13 protein-coding genes are annotated in these 16,973 nt (G+C 72.2%); 4 read left to right on the top strand and 9 right to left on the bottom strand.

The window, feature by feature from the left end:
- Positions 1–2: 2 nt before the first annotated feature.
- Together ACLZOT_RS33270 and ACLZOT_RS33265 are read right to left on the bottom strand one after the other, a co-directional pair.
- Complete coding sequence (locus ACLZOT_RS33270; protein WP_416972845.1) at positions 3–2,402, bottom strand: beta-glucosidase family protein; 2,400 nt, start codon at positions 2,400–2,402, stop codon at positions 3–5.
- Between the two features lie 602 nt (positions 2,403–3,004).
- Positions 3,005–5,131, bottom strand: a complete 2,127-nt coding sequence (locus ACLZOT_RS33265; RefSeq protein WP_416972844.1) for an RICIN domain-containing protein — start codon at positions 5,129–5,131, stop codon at positions 3,005–3,007.
- A 431-nt stretch (positions 5,132–5,562) separates the two neighbouring features.
- On the opposite strand from ACLZOT_RS33265, the gene galU reads away from it, so the two are divergent.
- From galU to ACLZOT_RS33250, 3 genes are all read left to right on the top strand, one after another.
- A complete protein-coding gene (gene galU / locus ACLZOT_RS33260) occupies positions 5,563–6,486 on the top strand; it encodes a UTP--glucose-1-phosphate uridylyltransferase GalU (protein ID WP_416972843.1) in 924 nt (307 codons plus the stop codon).
- A 99-nt stretch (positions 6,487–6,585) separates the two neighbouring features.
- The gene (locus ACLZOT_RS33255) at positions 6,586–7,743 is read left to right on the top strand and encodes a hypothetical protein (protein ID WP_416972842.1); all 1,158 of its coding nucleotides are present in this window, start codon (positions 6,586–6,588) and stop codon (positions 7,741–7,743) included.
- Between the two features lie 78 nt (positions 7,744–7,821).
- A complete protein-coding gene (locus ACLZOT_RS33250) occupies positions 7,822–9,102 on the top strand; it encodes an MFS transporter (protein ID WP_416972841.1) in 1,281 nt (426 codons plus the stop codon).
- Here the strand turns inward: ACLZOT_RS33250 and ACLZOT_RS33245 are convergent.
- On the bottom strand, positions 9,064–9,843 hold the full coding sequence (locus ACLZOT_RS33245; protein WP_416972965.1) for a spermidine synthase: 780 nt from the start codon (positions 9,841–9,843) through the stop codon (positions 9,064–9,066). The two genes, ACLZOT_RS33250 and ACLZOT_RS33245, sit on opposite strands and share 39 nt — an antisense overlap.
- 144 nt (positions 9,844–9,987) lie before the next feature.
- Entirely contained in the window at positions 9,988–11,160 is a 1,173-nt protein-coding gene (gene tuf, locus ACLZOT_RS33240; protein WP_416972840.1) for an elongation factor Tu, read from the bottom strand.
- A 323-nt stretch (positions 11,161–11,483) separates the two neighbouring features.
- Here tuf and ACLZOT_RS33235 point away from each other — a divergent pair, with 323 nt between their 5' ends.
- The gene (locus ACLZOT_RS33235; protein WP_416972839.1) at positions 11,484–12,224 is read left to right on the top strand and encodes a TVP38/TMEM64 family protein; all 741 of its coding nucleotides are present in this window, start codon (positions 11,484–11,486) and stop codon (positions 12,222–12,224) included.
- Positions 12,225–12,227: 3 nt separating this feature from the next.
- Here ACLZOT_RS33235 and ACLZOT_RS33230 read toward each other — a convergent pair whose 3' ends face one another.
- The 5 genes from ACLZOT_RS33230 to ACLZOT_RS33210 form a co-directional block, all read right to left on the bottom strand.
- Entirely contained in the window at positions 12,228–13,397 is a 1,170-nt protein-coding gene (locus ACLZOT_RS33230; protein WP_416972838.1) for a thiolase family protein, read from the bottom strand.
- 106 nt (positions 13,398–13,503) lie between these two features.
- Complete coding sequence (locus ACLZOT_RS33225) at positions 13,504–14,094, bottom strand: hypothetical protein (RefSeq protein ID WP_416972837.1); 591 nt, start codon at positions 14,092–14,094, stop codon at positions 13,504–13,506.
- 16 nt (positions 14,095–14,110) lie between these two features.
- Entirely contained in the window at positions 14,111–14,821 is a 711-nt protein-coding gene (locus ACLZOT_RS33220; protein ID WP_416972836.1) for a cupin domain-containing protein, read from the bottom strand.
- Positions 14,815–15,729 carry a PmoA family protein gene (locus ACLZOT_RS33215; protein ID WP_416972835.1) on the bottom strand — a complete coding sequence of 305 codons (915 nt, stop codon included), beginning with the start codon at positions 15,727–15,729 and terminating at the stop codon, positions 14,815–14,817. The genes ACLZOT_RS33220 and ACLZOT_RS33215 overlap by 7 nt, the downstream gene beginning before the upstream one ends.
- Positions 15,726–16,862 (bottom strand): Gfo/Idh/MocA family protein, encoded by a 1,137-nt coding sequence (locus ACLZOT_RS33210; RefSeq protein ID WP_416972834.1) that lies wholly within the window; start codon positions 16,860–16,862, stop codon positions 15,726–15,728. The genes ACLZOT_RS33215 and ACLZOT_RS33210 overlap by 4 nt, the downstream gene beginning before the upstream one ends.
- Positions 16,863–16,973 lie beyond the last annotated feature (111 nt).

Raw genomic sequence — 16,973 nt, 5'->3', positions numbered from 1 at the left:
GCTCACAGGGCGACCTGAGCCGTCAGCCCCAACTCCCCCGCAGACGCCCCCACCCACACGGTCCGCGCTCCCGTCCCCAGCACCCACTTCCCCGCCCCGGCGTCCCACGACGACAGCGTCCGCGCCCCCACCTCCACCCGGACCCGCCGCCGCTCCCCCGCCCTCAGCGCCACCCGCCGATACCCGGCCAGCACCCGCACGGCCTGCGCGACGGAGACGTCCGGCGAGGGCCCCACGTACACCTGCGGCACGTCCACCCCGTCCCGCCCGCCCGTGTTGACGACCGTGAACTCCACGCCGATGCCCCGCCCTTCGGCACTCACCGCGAGGTCGCTGTACGCGAACGACGTGTACGACAGCCCGTGCCCGAAGGGGAACAGGGGGCGCACGCCCTGCGCGTCGTACCAGCGGTAGCCGGTGTGCACGCCCTCCGAGTACTCGACGACCCCGTCCGCGCCGGGGTAGCGGCGCGCGTCCCCGGCGACCGGGTGGTGCGTGTCGTCCACGGGGAACGACTGGGTGAGCCGCCCGCCCGGGTCGCAGTCCCCGGCGAGGACGGCGGCGGTCGCGGCGGCGCCCTCCTGGCCCGGGTAGTACATCTGGAGAACCGCGCCGGTCCGCTCCAGCCAGGGCATGGTCGTCGCGGAGGACGTGTTCAGGACGACGGTGGTACGCGGGTTGACCGCCGTCACCGCCTCGATCAGGCGCTCCTGGTGGCCGGGCAGGGCGAGGGTCGTGCGGTCGAGGGACTCGGTGGCGTCCTCGTACGCGAACAGGACGACCTGGTCGGCGGCGCGGGCCACGGCCACCGCCTCGGCGACGTCCCGCGCGCGGGTGGCGTCGGTGACGCACCGGAGGCGGAAGCGCTCTCCCGGGTCGCCGCCGGTGATCTTCAGGGTGTGCTCGCCCGGTGCGAGGTGCCGGGTGGCGCGGCGGACGGTCAGGCCGTCGGGGGCGGTGGTCGTGAGGCCGCCGACGAAGTACTCGGCCCAGCCGGGGGCCAGCGGGAAGAGTTCCTCGCCGTCGAGGAGGACGGTGGGCCGCCGGACCGGGGAGCCGGTGAAGTGCAGGACGAAGGTGTGGTCGCCCTCGCCGGTGAACGCCGTTTCCCCGGCCTGCCGTCCGTCAAACTTCCCGAGCGCCAGGTCCTTCCCGAACAGGTCCTCCCCGACCGCGTACGTCACCTCGCCCATCCGCCGCCTGATCGCCGTCAGCGGACTTTCCGCGCCCGCGCTCACCACATGCGCGCTGCCCCCGCCGCTCACGAACGCGTAGTCAGCACTGGCCCCGATCACCGCGACCGACTCCCCGGCCCTCAGCGGCAAGGTCCCCCGCTCGTTGCGCAGCAGGGTCGCCCCCGCCTTCGCGACCTCCAGCGCGACGGCCGCCCCCGCCTCGGCGTCCCGCGCGGGCCGTACGGCGCCGTCGAAGTGCCCGAACCTCTCCCGTACGGCGAGGATCCGCCGCACCGCCCGGTCGACGTACGCCTCGGACACCTCCCCCTTCTCGACCGCCGCCTTCAACTCCGCCCCGAAATACGCCCCGTCGGGCATCTCCATGTCGAGCCCGGCGCGCAGGGAGGCGGCGGTGCTGTGAGCGGCGTTCCAGTCCGTCATGACCCAGCCGGTGAAGCCCCAGCGGTCGCGCAGGACGCCGGTGAGGAGGCGTTCGTTCTCGCAGGCGTAGGTGCCGTCGACCTTGTTGTAGGCGCCCATGACACAGCCGACGCCCGCGCCGACGGCGGCTTCGAAACCCCGCAACTCGACCTCGTACAGCGTCTGTTCGTCCACCCGGACGTCGACCGTCTCGCGGTTCGCCTCCTGGTTGTTGAGCGCGAAGTGCTTCACCGTCGCGATCAGCCCCTCGCCCTGGATGCCCTCGATCTCGGCGGCGACAAGGTCGGCTGCGAGCAGCGGATCCTCGGTGAACGTCTCGAAGTTCCGCCCGCCGTAAGGCGTACGCAGCAGATTGACCATCGGCGACAGCAACACGTCCTGCCCGAGGGCCCGGCCCTCCCGCCCGATCACCTGCCCGTACCGGCGCGCGAGCCCCGGATCGAAAGCGGCGGCGAGCAGCACGGGCGCGGGCAACGCGGTGGCGGTCGCCGACACCCGCACCCCGGCCGGCCCGTCGGCCAGCCGCAGAGGCGGAATCCCGAGACGGGGTACGCCGGGCAGGTACCCGGCCTGACCGAGGGAGGCCGGATCGTGGGCGCCGTGCAGAAGGACGAGCTTCTCGTCGAGGGTGAGGCGGGATACGAGCCTGTCGACGCGACCGGCGTCCCCGCCCACCCCCTCACCGGACCCCTCGTCCACACCGGCCGCCGACGCCCGCGCGGGCGAGCCGAGCCCGGCAGCGGCCAGCAGAGCGAGAAGGGTGCGCCGGGAGAGGGGGGAGGGCATGGGGCGGGGCTCCTTCGGGGCGGCGGGCGAGGGTGGCTCGGAGGCGGGCGTCGGGCGAGAGGGCGGGGCGGGGGGCTGGACGGGAGGGGCTGGGCGGGGACTTCACAGCGGGTGGGCTTCGAGGCGGGTGGACTTCAAGGCGGGGAGACGAACCGTCCGCCCCCGCACGGCACTATGCGCCGACACCGACCCGACAACCCGCCGGACACACCACGAACCCGACAAACCACCTCGATCCCCACGCCAAGCTCACCCACACCGGACGCCGAGCCGGACCTCACACTCCACCCGCATCACCCCTCGGGCACGCCGAGCCGGACCTCACACGCCACCCGCATCACCCCTCGGGCACGCCGAGCCCGACCCCACACGCCACCCGCATCACCCCTCGGGCACGCCGAGCCCGACCCCACACGCCACCCGCATCACCCCTCAGGCACGCCGAGCCGGACCTCGCACGCCACCCGCATCACCCCTCAGGCACGCCGAGCGGGCCCCGGGAACGTCAGATCCGCCCGACGCCCCCGAAGGCCCGCTCCTCACCTCACCCCTCCACCTCCCCGAGCACCTCACCCGCCCGATGCCCCGCAGGCCCCCCCACCTCAGCCCTTGACCACCCCCCGCATCAGCCCGTCGAGCACATCAGCCACCCGCCCGACGCCCCCGGACACCTGCCCAGCCACCCCAGGCACCTGCCCAGCGCCCCGCCACCCCGGCTCCCGCACGGTCCCGGCGACCCGCTCCACCACCCCACTCACGGAAACCGGAGCCGAGCCGCGCCCCGGCACCGAGACCGGCACCGAAACGGAGCCCAGCACAGGCACCGGAACCGAGACCGAGCCCAGCCCTCCGACCGGAACCGAGACCGGCCCCGCCCCTGAGCCCGCGCCCGCCTCTCCGTCCCCGGCCGCCCCAGGCGCCCCGACCTGCACCATCCGCGTGTTGTACCGCGGAACCTCACCTCCGCCACCCCCGGGGCCCCCGCCCTGCTCACCAGACCCTCCACCCGCACCGGCCCCACCGGACCCAGCGGTCCCACCAGTTCCCGCCCCACCGGAAGAAGCCCCGGGAGCCGCAGAATCCCCCTCCGAACCTTGCGACCCCCCGGACCCCTGCCGTTCCGGCCCCTCCTCGGGCCGCCCCGCATCCGGAGCGCCCCCACCGGACGGCCCGGGTGTCACCGAACCGCTCCCGGAGGAGTCGAAAACCCACCGCTGCCCGGCGGAACCGTCCCGCTGGGTCACCACGACCCCCATCCCCTCCCGGCTCTCCCCGGGCGCGACGACGAGCCCGCCACTGCGCCGCAGCAAAAGCTCTCCCCGCACGGTGAGATCGAAGAACACCTCCCCGGAGTGCACGACGCACCCGGCGAGCACGGCGGCCCCTTGATGCCCGTCGGCGTCGGCGGCGAGGCACAACGTCGGCGCGGCGGCACTCCGCAGCAACCCGTCGGCCTGGTACGCCCACTGCTGCGAGGCGGCACCGGAGCAGTCGGCCAGCACGACCCGCGCCCCGTCCCCGACCTGCCCGCCCGCACCGTCCATGCAGAGCCCGGCGGCCGGCGCGAAGAGCCGCCCGTGGGCGATCTCGGCGGGCTGCTGCTCGACGGACGCGGGCGAGGCGGCCCCGGAAGCGGACGGCTCAGGCCCCTCGGGCCCCTCAGGCGTCGAGGAGAAGTCGGGCCCGCCCACGGGCGCACCCCACGTCACCTGCGGCCCGGGCTGCGACCCCCCACCGGACCAGCCCGTGGCGACGAGCACGCTCCCGATGAGGACGAGCGAGGTCACCCCGGCCCCGATGAGGACGGCCCTGGCCCGCCGCCCGGCGAGGTCGACGATGCGGGTGCTCCGATGTCTGCCGGCGTGGACCGGCGTCGAGGCGGGCCCGTGGGCACCGCCACGGCCGGGCCGGGAATCGAGGTAGCGCCGGGCACCCCAGCCGAGCACGGTCTCGGCGAGCAGCACGTCCAACGCGTCGTCGAAGAAGCTGAGTTGCTCGGCGGCGTGCCGGCAGTAGCGGCACTCGGCGAGGTGGTCGCGGACCTCGGGCAGCAGGGTGCCCCCGCGGCGCAGCGGGACGTCGAGGAGCCGGTTGTTGAAGCGGCATTGGTCGGAGGGGGCGAGTTCCCGGTGGGCGCGGACGCAGGCCGTACGGAATTGGGTGCGCGCCTCGCGCAGTGCGGCGGTCGCCGTCAACTCGTCGACACCCAGCAGACCAGCGGGTATGGATATGGGCTCGGCTTCCACTTCCGTGTGCCACAAGAGGCATTGGGAGGCGGCCGGGAGCGATCGGAAAGCGGCGTCGGCGAGTTGTCGCCTTTCCGGGGTTCCGGCGCGCGCGGCGCGCAGTCCGCGGCCGCCGACGGTCTTGCCGAGTTCCGGCAGAGCGGCGGGCACGGCGTCGGCGCCGGCCCATTCCCGCACGATGTCGCGGACGGCGACGAGGAATTGGGGACGCAGCGCGCCGCCGGTACGGCCGCCGGCCAGCCTGCCGAGGACCCGGTGGAAGGCCGCCGCGGCCACGAGCTGCGGGGACTGTCCTCGGGCGGCGAGGCAGACGGCCGCGTACTCGTGGGTGGCACGCCAGTGCCGGGCCAGCAGGAGGGCGACGGCACGGGATCCGCCGCCGTCCGGGGCGGCGACCTGGGCCGCGAGATCGCGGTCCGAGTCGCCGGGGTGCCGGCCGGGACGGGGCGGGTAAGGAGGACGAGGTGGGTTGGGCGACTGCACGGAACCATTTCCTTCCAAGCCGGCGCCCGTGCACGGAAAAGTGCGCGCCGGAAAAGCAGGTGCGTGATTGGTGCGTACCTTGTGGCCGGATCGGCCCTCTTGGCCTGAACCGAACCCCCTTAAGGGACGCTTACCTTCGCACATACGCCTCATAGGAAACAAGAAGTTCGGGTGACCCAAGTTCAAACAGCCGGAATTTCAGATAAGTTACCGCCGGTATCCGCACCGGCATTCGAAAACTTCCGCCAAGCGCCCGGAAGGCGGACCTCAACTTGTGCGGGCACCCCGGTGGATGGCACACGAAATCTTCAACCCCCGTACGACGTGCCGTCGTCCGCCGCTCGCCGCCGGGCCACCCCCCGGCGCGGATCCACAGGTTTCTCCGATCCGGCTCTCGGCGTACTCCCAAACCGCCGGTCCAGCATGGCCGTATGACCACCCCCCGCCGCCCCGCGCCCACCGTCCGCAAGGCCGTCGTCCCGGCCGCCGGCCTCGGTACCCGCTTCCTGCCCGCCACGAAGGCGACCCCGAAGGAGATGCTCCCGGTCGTCGACAAGCCGGCCATCCAGTACGTCGTGGAGGAGGCCGCCGCGGCCGGGCTCGACGACGTCCTCATGGTCACCGGCCGCCACAAGCGCGCGATCGAGGACCACTTCGACAACGCCTTCGAGCTGGAGCAGGCCCTCGCCGCGAAGGGCGACACCGTCCGGCTGGACGCCGTGCGCGACCCGGCCCGGCTCGCCGACATCCACCACATCCGCCAGGGCGACCCCCTCGGCCTCGGCCACGCCGTCCTGTGCGCCAGGCACCACGTCGGCGACCAGCCCTTCGCCGTCCTGCTCGGCGACGACCTGATCGACGCCCGCGAGAACCTGCTCAGCGAGATGCTGGAGGTCCGCGAGCGGTACGAGGGGAGCGTCGTCGCCCTCATGGAGGTCCCGCGGGAGCAGGTCCACCTCTACGGCTGCGCGGCCGTGGAGCCGACCGGCGAGGACGGCGTCGTACGCGTCACCGGGCTGGTCGAGAAGCCCGCGCCCGAGGACGCGCCCAGCCGGTACGCCGTGATCGGGCGGTACGTCCTCGACCCGGCCGTCTTCGGCGTCCTGGAGCGCACCCCGCCCGGCCGGGGCGGCGAGATCCAGCTCACGGACGCGCTCCAGGAGCTCGCGGCGGGCGGCACGGTGCACGGGGTGGTCTTCGAGGGGCTGCGCTACGACACCGGGGACAAGGCCGACTACCTGCGCACGGTGGTGCGGCTGGCCTGTGCGCGGGACGACCTCGGGCCGGAGTTCCGGGCGTGGCTGGCGGAGTTCGTCGCCGGGTTCGGGGAGGGGGCGGGGCGGCTGGCCGCGTGACATGCGGCGGGCGTACGAACCGGGCGAGTCGTGATCGAACCGTGAGTGTCCGGGGGTGGTGGCCGAAAGGCGACCCCGGCGCTACTAGGGTTTCTCCGCATGTGGCAAGGACAGCAGCCGCCCGGGGGAGAGCAGAACCCGCAGGCGCAGAACAATCCGTATCAGCAGCCGGGCTATCAGCAGGGCAATCCGTACCAGCAGGGCGGGTACCAGCAGCCCGGGGCCCAGCAGCCCGGTGCCCAGCAGCCGGGGGCCGCGCAGCCCGGCTACCAGCAGCCGGGAGCCCCTCAGCCCGGCTACCAGCAGCCCGGCGCACCGCAGCCCGGCTACGGGCAGCCCAACCCCTACGCGCAGCAGCAGCCCGCCTGGGGTGCGCCGACCGTCGTGGGCGGGGCGCAGGCGCAGCCGGGCGGCGGAGGCGGGAACGGCGGCCGTAACCGGACCAAGCTCGTCGCGATCGTCTCCGCGTCCGCGGTCGTGCTGACCGCCGCGGTGACCGGGTTCGTGGTGCTCGACGGCAAGGACGACTCGAAGACCGACGCCAAGGGCGGCGACACGAGCGCCTCCGCGTCGCCCACGCCGACGCCGACGCCGACCGTGTCGAGTGACGCCGGGTCCAACCCGCGCAGCGGCGACAGCGACGTGAAGCCGACGGTCGCCGGGTGGAAGGTCGTCGTCAACCCCAAGTGGGGCACCGCGTTCGACGTGCCGGCGGACTGGGAGGTGCAGCCGCCCGGGACCGCGCTCGGCTACGAGTGGGAGGACAAGACCAAGCCCACCGGCTTCGACTCGGTCATCATGACCGGCACCGCCGCGCTCAAGCCGAAGTGGTGCACGTCCGACCCCGACAAGGACGGCAAGACCAGCGACTCGCGGCTCGGCGTGACCGGCACGAAGGGCGCGTCCGGGGCGAAGAACACCGACGAGATCGCCGTGAACACGCCCGCGTGGTGGGTGTTCGGCGGGTACACCAACCCCGACAAGAAGAGCATCACCTTCGACAAGAAGGGCACGCCGTACACCACCGCCGCCGGGATCGCGGGCAGCTACGGCTGGGCGCGGTCCGCGAACAACCCCACGAAGGGGAAGTGCGCGGCGGACGGCAAGGCGATCACGTTCGGCTTCAAGAACTCGAAGGGCGACTTCGTGTCGTGGACGCTGTCCACGGCGAAGGGCGTCAAGGACGAGGTGCCGGACGCGACGATCATGAAGATCCTGAGCACGGTGCGGCTGCACGGGGATCCGGTGGAGGGCTGATCCCACCGTGTGAGGGGGTGATGGGACGGGTCGATAATCCGTTTGTCGACCCGTACCGCCGGCCGCGATAGTCACCCGGTGACCCGAGCCGCCACTCCCCGCCCCCGACGTGCCCGCCCCGCCTGGGCCGGCCGCAACTACACCCTCCTCACCGCCGCCGCGTTCGTCACGAACCTCGGCGGCCAGGGTGCCCTGATCGCCTCCGCGTTCGCCGTCCTCGAAACCGGCGGCGACGGCGGCGACGTGGGCCTGGTCGCGGCGGCCCGCACCCTCCCGCTGGTCCTGTTCCTGCTGATCGGCGGCGCGGTGGCGGACCGCCTCCCCCGCCACCACGTGATGGTCGCCGCGAACACGCTCAACTTCCTCTCCCAGGGCGTGTTCGCCGCACTGGTCCTGCTCGGGGAGCCGATGCTGTGGCAGATGCTGCTGCTCAGCGCGCTGGGCGGCACCGGCCAGGCGTTCTTCGGCCCGGCGTCCGAGGGCATGCTCCTGTCCTCGGTCTCGGGATCGCAGGCGGGCCGCGCGTTCGCGGTCTACCGGACGGCGATGCAGGGCGCGTCGCTCGGCGGGGCGGCCCTCGGCGGTGCCATGGTCGCCGCGATCGGCCCCGGCTGGGTCCTCGCCGCGGACGCGGCGGCCTTCGCGGTCGCGGGCTCGCTGCGGGCGTTCCTCGACGTGAGCCACATCCCCCAACGCGCCGAGCCCCAGGGCCTGTTCGCGGATCTCCGGGAGGGCTGGCGGGAGTTCAGCAGCCGCCCCTGGCTGTGGGGCATCGTCCTCCAGTTCTCGATCGCCAACGCCCTCGCGGGCGCCGCGGACGCGGTCTACGGCCCCCTGGTCGCCCGCGACCACCTGGGCGGCGCGGCCCCCTGGGGCATCGCCCTCGGCTTCTTCGGCGCGGGCACGGTCGTCGGCGCCCTCCTGATGACCCGCTGGCACCCCCGGCGCCTCCTCCTCGTCGGCACCCTCTGCGTCTTCCCCTACGCCTTCCCGGCCGCCGCCCTCGCGGTCCCGGCGCCGATCGTGGTCCTGTGCGCGGTGATGTTCCTCAGCGGCCTGACGGTCGAGGTCTTCGGGGTGAGCTGGATGACCGCCCTCCACCAGGAAATACCGGAGGATAAGCTCTCCCGCGTCTCCGCCTACGACTGGTTCGGCTCCGTCGCCCTCGTCCCCGTCGCCCTGGCCCTCGCGGGCCCCGCGGAGACGACGTTCGGCCGCTCGCCCGCACTGTGGGGATGCGCGGCGGCGGTCGTCGCGGTGACGGCGGCGGTCCTGTGCGTCCCGGACGTCCGCAACCTCAGACTCCGTACGCCCGACCCCTCACCCGACCCCGAAGGCGCCGTCGGGCGGCTCGGGTGAGGCAACGGCCTCAGCGTCCGGCACGGGCCGCGCATCGCCGATCAACTTCCGCACACCGGGCCCGTGTTCGACCCGCGCCGGAAACGCGTCAGCAGCGGTACGCCGGGCCAGCGCGGCCAGATCGAGCGGCCGCCGCGCCCCGATGAGCACGACGTTCCCGAACCGCCGCCCCCGCAGCACCGCCGGCTCCGCGACAACGGCCAGCTCCTCGAACACCTCGGCGAACCCGGCGAGTTGAGAACGCAGGAAGCCGAACGGCGCGGAGTCGGCGAGGTTGGCGAGATAGACGCCGTCGCCACGCAGCACCCGGGCAACCTCACGGACGTACCCGGTGGAGGTCACTTGCGCGGGCACGCGCGAGCCGCCAAAAACGTCGGCGACAATGAGATCGGCGGAGGAGTCGGGCGCGGCGGCGAGCCACTCGCGGGCATCGGCGGCGTGGAGAGTGAAGTCCCCTTCAGGCAAGGGGAGTTGCTCGACAACCAGCTCCAGCAACCCGCGATCGAACTCGACGACATGCTGCCGACAGCCAGGCCGGGTGGCGGCGAGATAACGGGGAAGAGTGAGCGCACCCCCACCGAGATGAACGACGTCCACAGGCTCCACAAGCACATCAAGCGCATGCCCGAGCCGACGGACGTACTCGAACTCAAGATGATCGGGCGCATCGAGATCGACGTAGGACTGAGGAGCCCCATCGACGGTCAGCAGCCAAGCCCGTTCCCGATCGACGTCAGGCATGAGCTTGGCAAACCCATGATCGACGGAACGAAAGACGGGGATGGGCTCGGGGTTCACCCCTCCATTGTGCCTGGTCCTGTGTGCTTCCAAGGGGCGCGGGGGACTGCGCGACCAGCCACAACGGCCCCGCAGTCCCCCACTCACCTAACCCAACACGGCGGTGATGGTCCCAGCCCCCACAGTCCTGCCACCCTCACGAATGGCGAACCCGAGACCGGCCTCCAGTGGCACATCCCGCCCCAACTCAACGGTCATGTCCACCCGCTCCCCCGGCCGAACGACACCGACCTCACCGAGGTCGACGTCCCCCACCACATCCGCCGTACGGATGTAGAACTGCGGCCGGTACCCACTCGAAACGGCGGTCGTACGACCCCCCTCCCGAGCCGAGAGCACATAAACCTGCGCGGTGAACTTCCGCCGAGGCACCACACTCCCCGGCGCGGCGACGACATGCCCCCGCCGCACGGAGTCCCGGGCAACTCCCCGCAGCAGAAGGGCGACATTGTCCCCGGCCTGCGCTTCGTCCATCGGCTTCCCGAAGGTCTCCACGCCAATGACAACCGTGTCGACCTCCGCCCCGAGCACTTCGACCCGGTCACCGACCCGAACGGTCCCCCGCTCAACAGCCCCGGTGACGACGGTCCCACGCCCGGTGATGGTGAGCACGTTCTCGACGGACAGAAGGAACGGCGCGTCGAGATACCGCTCAGGCATCGGCACGTACGTGTCGACCGCGTCGAGCAGCGCCTCGACGGAGGCGACCCAACGGGGGTCCCCCTCAAGGGCCTTGAGCCCGGAGACACGGACGACGGGCGCGCTGTCACCCCCGTACCCGTGGGTCGTCAGCAGGTCCCGGACCTCCATCTCGACGAGTTCGACGAGCTCTTCGTCCGCGCCGTCGGCCTTGTTGAGCGCGACCACGATGTGGTCGACACCGACTTGCCGGGCCAGCAGCACGTGTTCGGCGGTCTGCGGCATGATCCCGTCGAGCGCGGAGACGACGAGGATCGCCCCGTCGAGCTGCGCCGCGCCGGTGATCATGTTCTTGATGAAGTCGGCGTGACCGGGCATGTCGACGTGCGCGTAGTGGCGGGTGTCGGTCTCGTACTCGACGTGCGAGATGTTGATGGTGATACCGCGGGCGGCCTCCTCGGGGGCGCGGTCGATGCGGTCGAACGGCACGAACGTGCCGGTGCCGCGGTCGGCGAGGACCTTGGTGATGGCGGCGGTCAGGGTGGTCTTGCCGTGGTCGACGTGCCCCATCGTGCCGATGTTGAGATGCGGCTTGGTGCGTACGTACGCGGTCTTGGGCATGGCTGTACCTCGAAGCGTGTCCGTGGTGAAGAGAAACGGGACCCCGATCGACCGTCCGACCCTCCCCCTGCGGGGTCCGCCGGACTTTCCGGGGAGGGTCAGCTTCGGGCGCCGTCGGCAGCGGCCAGGAAGTAGGCGACGGCAGCCTTCGGGGCATCCGCGACGGCGGATGCTGCGAGGTGGAAGGCGTACCGGAACATGTGCTCGATCATCGTCGAAGGAGCTTCGTGCGTCGAACGGTTTTCCGCGCCGTGCCGTTCAGGGTCGTCCCGGTGAGAAGACCCATACAGCGATCAGACAGCTCCGTGGGCTACCGTCACGGAATGCTCGATGCCACCACCCGCTCTGGCGGCACCGCCACGGCCGCTCCCCCGGCCGCCCCCGCCCTGGTCGTGCCCGTGTCCCTGGGCACCCGCCTGCTGTCCCCCTGGTCGCGCCTGTTCCTGCTGGTCACGCTGCTCGCGGGGGCCGGTTCGTGCGTGCTGCTCTTCGAGCCGCAGAAGCTGCTCCAGGACGGCTGGCCGCCGCAGCTGACGGGGGCTTCTGCCGCCGCTGTGTTCACGGTCGCGTACGGACTGTGCACGGTCGCGTTCGTGCCCCGGCCGCTGCTGAACCTCGCGGCGGGGGCGTTGTTCGGCTGGGAAGTGGGGCTCGTCACCACGCTCGCGGGGACGGTGCTCGGCGCGGGCGTGGCGTTCGGGCTCGGGCGGACCCTGGGGCAGGACGCGCTGCGGCCCCTGCTGCGGGGGCGGCTCCTGAAGGCTGCCGACGGTCAGCTGAGCCGGCACGGGCTGCGGTCGATGCTCGCCGCGCGCCTGTTCCCGGGGATGCCGTTCTGGCTGGCCAACTACGGTGCCGCCGTCTCCCGCATCGGCTGGTTCCCGTTCCTGTTCGCGACCGCGCTGGGCTCGGTGCCCAACACGGCCGCGTACGTCGTCGCCGGGGCGCGGGCCTCGTCGCCGACATCGCCGGTGTTCCTGATCGCCGTCGCGGCCATCGCGCTGCCGTCGGTGGCGGGGGCGGTGGTGGCCTGGCGGAAGAGGCATCACCTGCGGGGGAAGTAGTCCTTATACGGACTCCAGGATCATCGCGTTGGCCAGTCCTCCCGCCTCGCACATGGTCTGCAGGCCGTACCGTGCCCCGCGCTCGCGCATCGCGTGCACGAGCGTCGTCGTCAGCCGCGTCCCGCTGGCGCCCAGCGGATGCCCGAGCGCGATGGCCCCGCCGTTGACGTTGACCTTCGCCAGATCCGCGCCGGTCTCCTGCTGCCAGGCGAGGACGACGCTGGCGAACGCCTCGTTGACCTCGAACAGGTCGATGTCCCCGACCCCGAGCCCGGCCCGGCTCAGCACCTTCTCCGTCGCCGGGATGACGCCGGTCAGCATGAGGATGGGGTCGGACCCGGTCACGGCGAAGTCCCGCACGCGCGCGAGGGGGCGCAGTCCGAGGCGTACGGCCGTGTCGGCGGAGGCGATGAGGACGGCGCTGGCGCCGTCGTTGACCGGGCTGGCGTTGCCGGCGGTGACGTTCCACTCGATCTGCGGGAAGCGCTCGGCGAAGCCGGGGTCGAAGTAGGCGGACTTCAGCCCGGCGAGGATCTCGGGGGTCGTGCCGGGCCGTACGGACTCGTCGCGCACGGCGTCGTCCAGGGGGGCGACCTCGGCGTCGAAACGGCCCTGGTCCCACGCGGCGGCGGCCTTGCGGTGCGAGGACGCGGCGAACTCGTCCATCCGCGCGCGCGTGAGGGACCACTTCGCGGCGATCAGCTCCGCGCTGACGCCCTGCGGGACGAGGCCCTCGGAATAACGCCGGGCGATGCCCGGACCGAAGGGATCCTTGCCCGCCGGGACGTTCGACCACATCGGGACCCGGCTCATCGACTCCACCCCGCAGGCCACGACCAGGTCGTACGCGCCCGCCATCACGCCCTGCGCGGCGAAGTGCACGGCCTGCTGCGAGGAGCCGCACTGCCGGTCCACCGTCGTCGCCGGCACGGACTCCGGGAGACCGGCGGCCAGGGCGGCGTACCGGGTCGTGTTCATCGCCTGCTCGCCGACCTGGTCGACGGTGCCGCCGATCACATCGTCCACGAGCGCGGGATCGACGCCGCTGCGGTCGACGAGGGTACGCAGAGCATGGGCGAGAAGATCAACGGGATGCACATGAGACAGGGAACCGCCGGGCTTGCCCTTGCCGACGGGAGTGCGGACGGCTTCGACGATGACGGCGTCACGCATGGGGTCCTCCACAGGGGGTCAGTTTGAACTCCAAACCCACCCTACTGGCAAGTAGCCCTCGCTGACCACAAAGGTTGGAATTCCCAACTCTCTACGAAAGACCGCTCTACCCGACGAGCGCGTCCGCCAAGGCGTACAACCGGGCCCCGATGCCCGAGAGTTCGGCGGGGTCCGCGGCGAGAAAATCGATGCTGAAGTCGTCGTCCTCCCCCACCGAGGCGGCCCACCGGGCCCCGCACTCAGGACACTCCACCTCGAACTCCTCCAGCAGCAGCAGCTCCAGTTCGGTCGACCAGAAGGGCACCCCCTCGAAGGCGAGGAGCCCTTGGAGGTGGTACACGAAGTCGCCGGGCTCGTCCGCCGGTATGCCGGCGAGGAACTCACGGGCCACAGGCAGGAGTTCGGCGATCTGCTCCGCGTACAGCTCCCGCTCACCGACCCTGGCCGCGCCGACGATGTGCCCGGCCATGAGGAGTGCCTCGTCGCGCCCGCCGGGCGAACGGCCCATGGCGATGTCGGTGAGCAGCGGGAGGGCGGCGAAACTCGCGTCGTAGACGGTCCCTTGATGGCAGAGGGACGACCAGAGGGCGGCCCAGACGGCCTTGTCGCCGGGGCCGCCGTCGAGGCGGGCGAAGAGGCCGGGGGTGTCGACGGCGGAGCCATAGGCGTGGGTGAGCCGAGCCCAGTCGGTGGTCATGGGCCGGGATTCTGCCTCACCCCTCCAGCTTGTAGACCTCCAGCCGCCCGCACATCCCGAACTTCCCCACCTCGGAAGGCTGTTCGGCCCGTACGACGGCATCGCGCAAGTGCGAGGCGTCCCCCTCCTCAAGCCGATCGAGCTGCTCTCCCGTCGCCCGGGCGGCGGCGGACGCTCCCCGCTCCCAGCGCTCCCGCCACTCCCCCACCCGAGGCCGGACGAGAGCGGCGGCGGACTCGTGGAAGGCGGCCAGGGAGTCCGGGGACTCCCGGAGTACCCGGTATCCCTCCAGCGCCAAGTCCCGCCGTCTGCGGGCGACTTGCTCCTGTTCCTCGCGGGGCGCGTCCAGCGGTATCCGGGTCACCGAGGCGTAGGTCTCCGCGTCGGTGAGGTACTCGGGGGGAAGTGTCAGGACCGCGTCGCCCGCCTCCGGGAGGCCGCTGTTCTGCATGAGGACGGTGATCTGGAGGTCGTCCTCGTTGATGAGGCGGTGGATCGTGCCGGGGGTGAACCAGGCGATGGTGCCCGGGGTCAGGGGGGTGACCTCGTAGCCGGACGTGGTCAGGGTCTGGACCGCGCCCCGGCCGCCGGTCACGACGTACCCCTCCGAACAGGCCAGGTGCATATGGGGAGTTCCGCCGTGGAGGCCGTCGGCGGCAGGCCAGTCGTACACGCACAGGCGGGAGACCCCGACCCCGCCCGGGAGCCCGGAGAAGCCGCTCACCACGGCCGCTCCGCAAGGTACTTGGTGATATCGGCCCGCTCCCAGGCGCCATCGGCGACGACGACCCGGTAGCGGCGGGTGAGGGTCTCGCCCGGTGGCAGCGCGAGTTCCTCGAAGAAGGCCCAGGAGGGGGCGATGGCGGCGAAGGGCTCGTTGCGGACGAACCAGTGCGCGGGATGCCCGCCGGCGTTCTCGGGCGCGTGGGCGAAGAGGACCGTGGCGTACCCGTCGGCCCCGTCGTGTTCACCGGAGAGCGCGAGCCATTCCCCTTGCGTGCCCATGAGTTCGGGCCCTTCCCCGTCGGGCCCGATGATGCGGCCGTCCCGGAAGGCGCGGGGGCCACGCCAGAACAGCCCGGTGTACCCGGCCATTTCGCGCCCGGCGGTGGTCGGGCTCCCGAACAGAAGGGGCTCCGTACGCCGGTTGGTGATCGCGCTGCTCCACGTCAGCGCCCAGGACCGGGAGTCGAGGTCGACGTCGTGGACCTCGACGCGCCGCGTCTCCTCGGCCCACAGCTCACCGTCGTACGGATGCCAGGTGAGCCGCTCGGCGATGACGACGCGGTCGGCGTCGGCGCTCACCTCGTCGAAGGCGACGTGCCGCATGGAGCCGACGCGTTCGGGGATCGCGAGGTAACCCTCGCCGTGGATGTAGGAGTTGCCGCCCCAGAGGTTCGCGCCGGAGAGGTGCGAGGCGGTGAGGGAGAGCCCCTTGTGCCAGCGGTGGTCGTTGGGCCGGTAGTCGGTGACGACGTCCCCGGCGAGGGTGCGCAGGGGGTGGATGTACGGCTTGGGCGCCTCCCAGCCGGCCTCGGCGCGGTAGACGTACGAGAGGAGTTCGACGCCGGTGACGGGCTCGGTGACGGTGATGTGCTCGCCGTGCGCGTGGACGATCCGCAGCCGCTCGCTCACGCGGACCCCTCCTCGGGCGCCCAGCCGGCCGCACCGCCGTGCAGGGCGGTGTAGTAGGGGTCGCCGGAGCCGATCTCGCCGCGCCGGACGGTGACGTCGGTGAACGCCGACTTGTAGAGGGCGCTGATGAGTTCGAGGCTCGCGCGCCCCTCCTCGCCGCTGAGCCGGGGCCGTTCACCGGCACGCATGCTGGCGACGAGTTCCCGGAGCTGTTCGAGGTGCGAACTCGGCACGTCCGTACCGAAGTCGAGCCAGGAGGCGAGCTCCTCCTCGGAGACACCGGGCGCGGGGGTGATGCGCCAGTTCGCGTTGGAGTGGCCGTAGAGGTGGACGAGTTCGACGGTCGCGCGTTCGCAGTCGATGCGGATGCGGCTGACCTCGTCGGGACTGAGGACGCTGTTGACGACGGTCGCCATCGCGCCGTTGTCGAACCGGACGAGCGCGGTGGAGACGTCCTCGGTCTCGACGTCGTGCACGAGCCGTCCGGCCATCGCGCGGACCTCGCTCCAGGACCCGAGCAGGTCGAGCATGAGGTCCATCTGATGGATGCCGTGCCCCATCGCGGGCCCGCCGCCCTCGGTGGCCCAGCGTCCGCGCCAGGGCACGGCGTAGTAGGCGGTGTCGCGGTACCAGGTGGTCTGGCAGTGGGCGACGAGCGGCCGGCCGAGCGCCTTCTCGGCGAGCAGCTTACGGATGTGGCGGGTGCCAGAACCGAAACGGTGCTGGAAAACGATGGAGGAGTAGGGACCCGTCTCCGTGCCTTCCTCGGCGGCGACGGCGTCGTACTCGGCAAGGGTGAGGACGGGCGGCTTCTCGCACAGCACCCAGGCGCCACCGCGCAGCGCGGCCTGGCTCTGGGCGCGGTGCAGGGTGGGAGGGGTGCAGATGGTGACGAGGTCGGGGCGCTGCTCGGCGAGCATCAGCTCCAGGTCGGTGTACGGATGCGGGACACCGCCCTCCGCGCAGAACTGCTCGACGGCTCCGGCGTCGATGTCGACGGCCGCGACGACCTCGACCTCGCCCTCGGCGGCGAGTTCCTGGAGCGCGGGCAGGTGGGAGCCGCGGGCGATGGCGCCGGTGCCGATGACGGCCGCGCGGATCCTGCGGCCGGTGAGGGGAGCGGTCGGGGGCATGGGGGTGATCAGCACTCCTCGGACTGGCGGCCGTACGCGCGAGCGGGGCACGACACCCGCAGCAAGCGCTTTCTCTCGCCTGCAACGTATGCGCCGGTGGCGGGATGGGTC

The sequence above is a fragment of the Streptomyces sp. 4F14 genome (assembly GCF_048159485.1).
In the GTDB taxonomy this organism is placed as follows: Bacteria; Actinomycetota; Actinomycetes; order Streptomycetales; family Streptomycetaceae; genus Streptomyces.
The sequence above is the reverse complement of the archived record's forward strand: the minus strand, read 5'-3'. Positions and strand labels throughout refer to the sequence as shown.

What these genes read in the sequence shown, in the direction of transcription:
- ACLZOT_RS33270 (WP_416972845.1), bottom strand. Translation starts at nt 2,402, where the DNA reads ATGCCCTCCCCCCTCTCCCGGCGCACCCTTCTCGCTCTGCTGGCCGCT.
- galU (WP_416972843.1), top strand. Translation starts at nt 5,563, where the DNA reads ATGACCACCCCCCGCCGCCCCGCGCCCACCGTCCGCAAGGCCGTCGTC.
- ACLZOT_RS33255 (WP_416972842.1), top strand. Translation starts at nt 6,586, where the DNA reads ATGTGGCAAGGACAGCAGCCGCCCGGGGGAGAGCAGAACCCGCAGGCG.
- ACLZOT_RS33245 (WP_416972965.1), bottom strand. Translation starts at nt 9,843, where the DNA reads ATGCCTGACGTCGATCGGGAACGGGCTTGGCTGCTGACCGTCGATGGG.
- tuf (WP_416972840.1), bottom strand. Translation starts at nt 11,160, where the DNA reads ATGCCCAAGACCGCGTACGTACGCACCAAGCCGCATCTCAACATCGGC.
- ACLZOT_RS33235 (WP_416972839.1), top strand. Translation starts at nt 11,484, where the DNA reads ATGCTCGATGCCACCACCCGCTCTGGCGGCACCGCCACGGCCGCTCCC.
- ACLZOT_RS33230 (WP_416972838.1), bottom strand. Translation starts at nt 13,397, where the DNA reads ATGCGTGACGCCGTCATCGTCGAAGCCGTCCGCACTCCCGTCGGCAAG.
- ACLZOT_RS33225 (WP_416972837.1), bottom strand. Translation starts at nt 14,094, where the DNA reads ATGACCACCGACTGGGCTCGGCTCACCCACGCCTATGGCTCCGCCGTC.
- ACLZOT_RS33210 (WP_416972834.1), bottom strand. Translation starts at nt 16,862, where the DNA reads ATGCCCCCGACCGCTCCCCTCACCGGCCGCAGGATCCGCGCGGCCGTC.